Origin of the sequence: Nocardioides sp., from assembly GCF_030655615.1 — a bacterium.
In the GTDB taxonomy this organism is placed as follows: Bacteria; Actinomycetota; Actinomycetes; order Propionibacteriales; family Nocardioidaceae; genus Nocardioides.
This window is the reverse complement of the sequence record NZ_JAURVJ010000108.1, coordinates 38,151-45,413: the sequence shown is the minus strand read 5'-3', so window position 1 is coordinate 45,413 and position 7,263 is coordinate 38,151. Positions and strand designations below refer to the sequence as shown.

Sequence of the window (7,263 nt, the reverse complement as noted above, 5' to 3'; positions counted from 1 at the left end):
CGCCCCGGTCGGCCAGCCAGCCGGTGGTCTCGTCGCTCGGCTCGTCGCGGGTCGCCCACAGGTAGAGGCCGGCCTCGCTGTGGTCGACGCGGAACCCGCCGGCCGCCAGCGCGGTGCGCAGCACCTCGCGGCGGGCGCCGTAGCGGGCGCGCTGCTCGGCGACGTGGATCTCGTCGCCGAGGGCGGCGATCGCCGCGGCCTGCTGCGGGGCGGGCAGGATCAGGCCGAGGTCGCGGCGGGCGGCCGTGAGCCGGGCGATCATCGCGGCGTCGCCCGTGACGAACCCACAGCGGTAGCCGGCCAGGTTGGAGCGCTTGCTCAGCGAGTGGACTGCGAGCAGCCCGTCGGTCGAGCCGCCGTTGAGGTCGGCGTGGAGCACCGTGGCCGCCTCGACCTCCCAGCCGAGGTCGAGGTAGCACTCGTCGGAGACCACGAGGGTCCGGTGTGCGCGGGCGTGCTCGACGATCGCGGCGAGCTCCGGCACCGGGACGACCTGCCCGGTCGGGTTGCTCGGCGAGTTGAGCCACAGCAGCGCGGGCGGGACGGGCAGCGCACGGAGGTCGTCGAGGCCGGTGACGGCCACGACCTCACGACCGGCCAGCCGGGCGCCCACGGCGTACGTCGGGTAGGCCAGCGCCGGGATCGCCACCGGTCCGGGTCGCTCGGAGTCGAGGGCGAGCAGCGCCAGGGTGCCGATCAGCTCCTTGCTGCCCACCGTGGGCAGTGTCTGCTCGGGAGCCAGCCCGGGCACGTCGTGCACGCGCTCCAGCCAGCCGACGTGGGCCTCCCGCAGACCCGGCTGCCCGATGGTGAGCGGGTAGCCCGGCGCGTCGGCGTGCTCGATCAGCGCCCGCGACACCACCTCGGGGGTCGGGTCGACGGGCGCACCGACCGACAGGTCGACGACGGGGAGCCCGGAGGCCGCCGCCCGCGCGCGAAGAGCAGCAACCCCCGCGTGCCAGCCGGCCTTCACGCGCGAGGCCGGCGGCAAGCGACCAAGACGCTCAGTGGTCGTGCTCGACCGGGTCCAGGGCAGCGATGATGGGGTGGTCGTGGTCGATCTCGCCCATCTTGGCGGCGCCACCCGGGGAGCCGAGCTCCTCGAAGAAGCCGACGTTGGCGGTGTAGTAGTCCTTCCACTCCTCCGGGACGTCGTCCTCGTAGAAGATGGCCTCGACCGGGCACACCGGCTCGCAGGCGCCGCAGTCGACGCACTCGTCGGGGTGGATGTAGAGCATCCGCTTGCCCTCGTAGATGCAGTCGACCGGACACTCGTCGACGCAGGCCCGGTCCTTGAGGTCGACGCAGGGCTGCGAGATGACGTAGGTCATCGGGGTTCCTCCAATGGGTCCAGCAGGTCGGTGCGAGAGCACGCTCAGCCTAGTGTGTGGGTGTGGCCGAGGCGCAGGAACCCCACACTGTGGGCAACGGCCTCGGTCCGCACGTCGTCGGGCAGCGGATCGTCGTGCGCCGTCTGGTGCGCGGCGAGACCGGGCCGAGCGGGGGGCCGGCGCTGACCGACCTCCTCGGCGTCTGCGAGGCGTTCGGCGACGGCGTGGTCGTGGTGCGGCCCGAGACGGGGCCTCCCGTCGCGATCCCGTTCGCTGACGTCGTGTCCGGAAAGCCCGTCCCGCCCCGGCCGTCGGTGCGCGACCGGGTGCCCGCGCGGGAGGCGCAGCTTCGCGGGTTCGCGCTCTTCCCCGACCTGGTCACGGCCCCGTTGGGCGACTGGGTGCTGCGCGACTCCGCGACCGCGACGGCCCGACGAGCCAACTCGGTGCTGGCGTTCGGGCCGGCCGGGGTGGGCGACGCGGTCGAGCAGGTGGTCGCGCACTACCGCCGCCCGGTCGCCGCCGTGCTGGCCGGGTCGGACGAGGACGCCCTGCTCACCGGGATGGGCTGGGTGCCGGAGTCGCACGAGTCCGACACGCTCTTCCAGGTCGCCGGCACCGCCCAGGTGGCGCGGGCCGTGCGCTCGGTGGACGACGCCGGCGTCTCCCTGGTCGAGGACGGCGGCCTGGTGACGGCGCGGGTCGGCGACCGGGCGTCGGGCGTGGCGGCCTACGCCGACGACTGGGTCGGCTTCCGCTCGATCGAGGTCGACCCGGCGCACCGGCGCCAGGGGCTCGCGCTGCAGGTGATGGCCGCCCTGCTCGGGTGGGGTGCCGAACGGGGCGCGACGACGGCCTACCTGCAGGTGCTGGGCGACAACGCCGCGGCTCTCGCTCTCTATGCGGGGCTGGGCTTCCGCACCCACCACCGCTACCGCTACCTCGTGCCGGCGGGCACGAGGTCGGCGTCGTCGGGCTGAGACAGGGTCAGGACGGCGTCCTCGATGAGGTCGTCCTTCTCGGTGTCGTTCTCGACGCGGCGCAGGCGGACGGCCAGGTGGTCCTCGGTGTCGTCGCCGACCAGGTCGACGGCGGCCACGACGAACAGCCGCCGCGGGCCGACGTACTCGAGGTGCAGGTAGGTCACCCGCTGCACCTCGGTGTGGCCGAGCAGCAGCGTGAGCACCCGGTCCTGGAGCTCGGGGCTGGTGCCGGCGCCCACGAGGTACTCCATGTTGCGGCGCATCAGGAACACGGCGACCACGCCGAGCAGGACGCCGACCGCGATCGACCCGACGGCGTCCCAGACGGGGTCGCCGGTGAGCTGGTGGAGGCCGATGCCGGTGCCGGCGAGGAGGATGCCGAGCAGCGCGGAGAAGTCCTCGAGGAAGACGGCGCGCAGGGTCGGGTCGGACGTGCGGGAGACGTAGCGCAGCGGGTGCAGGCCGATCCGGCCCGCGGCGCCGCGGACCTGGCGGGTCGCCTGCAGGAACGACGTGCCCTCGAGCAGGAATGCGATGCCGAGGACGACGTAGTTGACGGTGAAGCTCTCCTCGCCGGCCTCGGCGGTGAGCTCGGTGAGCCCGTGCCACACCGACACGACCGCGCCGGCCGAGAAGAGGCCGAACGCCGCGACCAGCGACCAGGTGTAGGTCGCCCGGCCGTAGCCGCGCGGGTGCGAGGCGTCGCGGGGCTTGCTGCCGCGGCGCTCGGCGACGAGCAGGAAGACCTCGTTGCCGGTGTCGGACCAGGAGTGCGCCGCCTCGGCCACCATCGCCGCCGACCCGGTCAGGGCGGCGGCAGCCGTCTTGGCGATCGCCAGCAGACCGTTGGCCACCAGGGCGACCACGACCGTGACGAGCGAGTCCTGCTTGACGTCCTGGTCGACCTCGGGCTGGGCGTCGGCGGGTGGCTGCGTCACGCCATGACGCTACGGCGGGTGCCGGCGCTCAGAGGCAGCGGGGCTGGAAGGCCGGTCGGGCCGGACCGACGTGGGTCAGCGCGTCGAGCGTGATCGACAGCGAGGGGGTCGCCAGCGGGGTGCCGAGGTGCTCGGTGAGCTCGAGCGGGCACTTGCTCTGCAGGGTGATGTTGGTGGTGCGGGGTCCGGCGGCGAGGTAGCCGGAGGTGTGCGGGACGACGACCTCGTCGTAGCGGGTGGTGACCTGGGTGTAGCTCACGGCACCGGGGGTCTCGTCGCCGGCGTTGAGGCGCGTGAGGAACGGGGACCCGGCGCCCTGCTGGACGCACGACGTGCAGGCGAAGCCGACGAGCCGCGTGAACGCGTTGTCGCCCGCGGTGATGCGGGTGCCGTGGTTGGACGGAGACAGACCGACGAGGTCGTCGATCACGCTGTCGCCTCCGAGGAACTTGATGTAGTAGCGCGGCATCATTCCGCCCTGCGAGTGGCCGACCATCGAGACCTTGCGGGCCCCGGTCGAGCGCAGCACGCGCTGGGTGAAGGTCTTGAGCTCGCCGGCGGAGGCGGCGATGTCGTCGAGCCCGCGGTTGCCGTAGTCGAGGGAGTAGACGCAGAACCCGGCCGCCTTGATGCCGGCGGAGAGCCGCTGCAGCAGGTTGGTGCGGTCGCCGCCGGTGCCGTGGACGAGGACCACCGGCGTCGGGTGGGACGCGGTCGGCCGGCAGCTCCAGTCGTTGGCCCCCGGCGGGTCGCCGAGGGGCGAGGTCGGCAGCGTCGGCAGGGCCGTGGCCGGGGCGGGGGCGGTCGCGGTCAGACCGGCCGCGAGCAGGAGGACGACGACGAGGGGTCCGAGAGTGTGGCGCATGTCACGGGACTGTAGACCGGGCCACCGACACCGGAGCCCACCCGTTCTCGTGGCTTCCGCGACGCGCCGCGTCAGGGCAGCGAGCCCGGCGGGCGGCAGATGACCGTGTCGTTGGCGATGTAGTCGGTGTGGAACTTCTCGCGCCGCACCACCTCGTCGGAGCCCGGGCGCCTGAAGATCCGGGTGACGTCGACCTGGAAGCCGGAGTAGCCGGTGTTGGGGACGCAGTTGGTGGTGTCGAGGGTCTGCGTGCCCGGCGAGACGTAGGCGTAGCGGTCGGAGGTGACCTCGGAGATGTCCCAGACCTTGGTCGAGAACATCCGCACGGTGAGCACGCCCTGCGACGACGGGGTCGACGGCGTCAGCTCGGCGTTGATGAGGACGCCGTAGTCGGTGTCGTTGCGGAACCGCAGGTCGACGGAGCCGAACGCGACGGTGGCCTCGCGGCCGACCGGGTAGCGGTCGATGAAGACCGAGTGCGGCTTGTGCTCGATGTCCTCGAGACCGGCGTAGAACATGGCGTTGAACGTCGTCGTCGCCATCTGCGAGACGCCGCCGCCGAGGTCCTTGACGAAGATGCCGTTGCTGATGATCGTGCCCTCGGTGAAGCCGTTCTCGACGGTCCGCTCCCCCACGACGTCGTTGAGCGAGAAGACCTCGCCGGGCTTGAGCAGGGTGCCGTCGACGATCTCGGCGGCCCGGCCGATGTTGACGTTGCGGTAGTCGGCGTAGGGGAAGTAGGTCGTGAACTCCGAGACCTGACGCCGTACGCCGAGCGCGCGGGCGTCCTTGGTCGTGAAGTCGGGCTGCTGGACCGTGCCCGCGACCTTGGCCGTGCGCTCGCCGTCGGACTTGACGACGGCCTCGAGGAACGCGTCGGCCACGCCGTCGGGCTCGAACGTCACGCCGGGCTTGGCCTTGATGATCCGGGGCCGCCCGTCGACGAGCTCGATGCGCGCGTCGACCGGAGCGCCCTCGCCGGCGGTGGCCCGCTCGACGAGCGGCACGAGGACGTCGGCGTCGACGGTCGGCACCAGGGCCCCGTCGGTCGCCACGAGCGACAGCGCCCGGGCGTACTGGCGTGGGCGCAGCCGTACGCCGGCCGAGCCGATGCGCAGGGTGACCGGGCCCGACAGCGCGGGCTCGGCGAAGGCGGTGACCGCCTCCTCGACGTCGCCGTCGTCGATGTCGGGCGTCAGCTGGGTGATCTCGAGGTCGGCACGCTCGCCGGTGAGGTAGGACGCCACGAGGGCCTCCCGGGTGGAGTCGGGCTCGAGACCGCGTCCGGGCACGGGGTCGGTGACGACGACACGGCCCCTCTCGAAGGCGACCGCACCGTCGACGGGGTCGGTGCCGAGCCCGGTCGCGAGCTCGGCGACAGCGGCGTCGAGCGCAGTGTCGTCGACGCGGACGACGGCGTCGGTGTCGTCCTCGCCGCCGACGTAGTGGTCCCACAGGGTGCCCGGGCTCCACGACCGACCCCCGCCGACGGCGGCCACGGACGCGGCGTAGTCGACCTCGAGGCCGGCCTCGGCCGGGTCGACCTCGCCGGTGCGGTCCTCGACGGAGACCTCGATCGGCCCGGCGACGCGGTCGGCGAGGCCGTCGCGCAGGGCGTCCTCGGCCGCGGCCGGCGAGAGCCCGCCGACGTCGACGCCCGCGACGGACGCACCGCGGGGCAGCTTGTCGCCGGCGAGCCCGTAGGCGGCGGCGTACCCGCCCCCGACCAGCAGGACGAGCACCAGCGCGACCACCAGGACCACGCGGCCCCGGGCGCGTTCGGGTCGCTCGTCGCGGTTCTCCACCGCGTCAGTCTAGGGATCTGGTGTTACCGCCGGCCGTGGTGGCCGCGGGGGGCCGCAGGGGCCGAACGGTGACGATGCCGAACAGCATCAGGACGAGGCCGAAGACGAGGAGCGTGTAGCCGCGGGCGTCGGAGCCGATGAGGTAGCCGCCCGAGGCGCGCGGCAGCAGCGCGTAGGCGAGCACGGCGACCCACCCGGTGGTGAAGGAGAAGCGGAGCGACCACCCGCCGCGCAGGGCGTACGCCCCGGCCGCGCTCGCCACCAGGCCGAGCACCAGCCCGGTCGGGCGCCCGTGGGTCAGGACCGCGGCGGACCCGACCAGCGCACCCAGCACCGCCAGGCCGAGCCCCCGGAGCAGGTGCAGCGCGGTGGTCCCGTTCAGATCGCCAGCCCGGCGAAGAGGTCGGGCTCGAGGCCGTCGTCGCCGACCGGGCCGCGGTCGCCCTTGGCGATCCGGTAGAACTCGGCGCCCCACGCGTTGGAGCCGACGTTGTTGGACAGCGCGAAGAACGGGCCGTCCATGGTGATCTGCGTCTTGTGGGCGGCCAGCGCCGCCATCTTCTGGTCGACGTGGTCGCCGGCGTCGACGACCGCGGACAGGTTCTCGTCGGGGGTCACGAAGTGGGGCAGCGGGCCGTCGGGGTCCATGCCCTCGAAGCTCGTCGTGTCACCGGCGTCGCGCAGCGCCCGCAGCCCGGCCCGCATCCGGCTCTCCGACATCGCACCCCAGTAGATCTTGGCGATGTCCCACGCCTCCCCCAGCTCCGGCTTGTACGACGGCACCGCGGCCAGCGCGGCCCCGTAGGTCGCGACCCGGTGGGCCTGGATGTGGTCGGGGTGGCCGTAGCCGCCGAACTCGTCGTAGGTGACGAGCACCTGCGGGCGCACCTCGCGGATGACCGCGACCAGCAGGTCGGCGGCCTCGGTGAGGTCGGCCCGCGAGAAGGCGTTGTCGTGGGTGTCGTCGGCGGCGATCGCGTAGCCCTCGTCGTGCCACTTCATCCCGGAGTCACGGAACCGCCCGAACCCACCGAGGAACCGGTGGTCGGTGACGCCGAGCTCGGCCATCGCCGCGTCGAGCTCACCGCGTCGGTGCTCGCCGAGCTTGTCCTCCTTGTCGGCCGCGAGGTGCTCGAGCTCGGGGACGAGGATCTCGCCCATCTCGCCGGCCGTGCAGGTCACCAGGGTCACGCCACGTCCCTCGGCGGCGTACTTGGCCATCGTGGCGCCCTGACCGATCGACTCGTCGTCGGGGTGGGCGTGCACGAGGAGCAGACGCTGTGCCGGGGTTTCGCTCATGTCCTCCAGCGTAATGACGCCGCGCACGGCCGCTCGCACGGT

Annotated in this window: 8 protein-coding genes; 1 reads left to right on the top strand and 7 read right to left on the bottom strand. The window is 73.2% G+C overall.

Annotated features, from left to right (window positions below):
• Positions 1 to 991 (bottom strand): succinyldiaminopimelate transaminase (gene dapC, locus Q7T52_RS09000; protein ID WP_304801597.1); only part of this gene is annotated, 991 nt, incomplete at its 3' end.
• Between the two features lie 13 nt (positions 992 to 1,004).
• Positions 1,005 to 1,331, bottom strand: coding sequence for a ferredoxin (gene fdxA, locus Q7T52_RS08995; protein WP_304801595.1), 327 nt, complete (start codon positions 1,329 to 1,331; stop codon positions 1,005 to 1,007).
• Positions 1,332 to 1,393: 62 nt separating this feature from the next.
• On the opposite strand from fdxA, the gene Q7T52_RS08990 reads away from it, so the two are divergent.
• On the top strand, positions 1,394 to 2,311 hold the full coding sequence (locus tag Q7T52_RS08990; RefSeq protein WP_304801593.1) for a GNAT family N-acetyltransferase: 918 nt from the start codon (positions 1,394 to 1,396) through the stop codon (positions 2,309 to 2,311).
• Here the strand turns inward: Q7T52_RS08990 and Q7T52_RS08985 are convergent.
• The 5 genes from Q7T52_RS08985 to mshB all read right to left on the bottom strand — a co-directional run bounded on the left by Q7T52_RS08985 (position 2,269) and on the right by mshB (position 7,221).
• Positions 2,269 to 3,252 (bottom strand): cation diffusion facilitator family transporter, encoded by a 984-nt coding sequence (locus Q7T52_RS08985; RefSeq protein WP_304801590.1) that lies wholly within the window; start codon positions 3,250 to 3,252, stop codon positions 2,269 to 2,271. The two genes, Q7T52_RS08990 and Q7T52_RS08985, sit on opposite strands and share 43 nt — an antisense overlap.
• A 28-nt stretch (positions 3,253 to 3,280) precedes the next feature.
• The gene (locus Q7T52_RS08980; protein WP_304801588.1) at positions 3,281 to 4,117 is read right to left on the bottom strand and encodes a triacylglycerol lipase; all 837 of its coding nucleotides are present in this window, start codon (positions 4,115 to 4,117) and stop codon (positions 3,281 to 3,283) included.
• A 71-nt stretch (positions 4,118 to 4,188) separates the two neighbouring features.
• Positions 4,189 to 5,922, bottom strand: a complete 1,734-nt coding sequence (locus Q7T52_RS08975; RefSeq protein WP_304801586.1) for a VanW family protein — start codon at positions 5,920 to 5,922, stop codon at positions 4,189 to 4,191.
• A gap of 4 nt (positions 5,923 to 5,926) precedes the next feature.
• Complete coding sequence (locus Q7T52_RS08970; RefSeq protein ID WP_304801584.1) at positions 5,927 to 6,256, bottom strand: hypothetical protein; 330 nt, start codon at positions 6,254 to 6,256, stop codon at positions 5,927 to 5,929.
• Between the two features lie 44 nt (positions 6,257 to 6,300).
• Positions 6,301 to 7,221, bottom strand: a complete 921-nt coding sequence (mshB, locus tag Q7T52_RS08965; protein WP_304801582.1) for an N-acetyl-1-D-myo-inositol-2-amino-2-deoxy-alpha-D-glucopyranoside deacetylase — start codon at positions 7,219 to 7,221, stop codon at positions 6,301 to 6,303.
• Positions 7,222 to 7,263 lie beyond the last annotated feature (42 nt).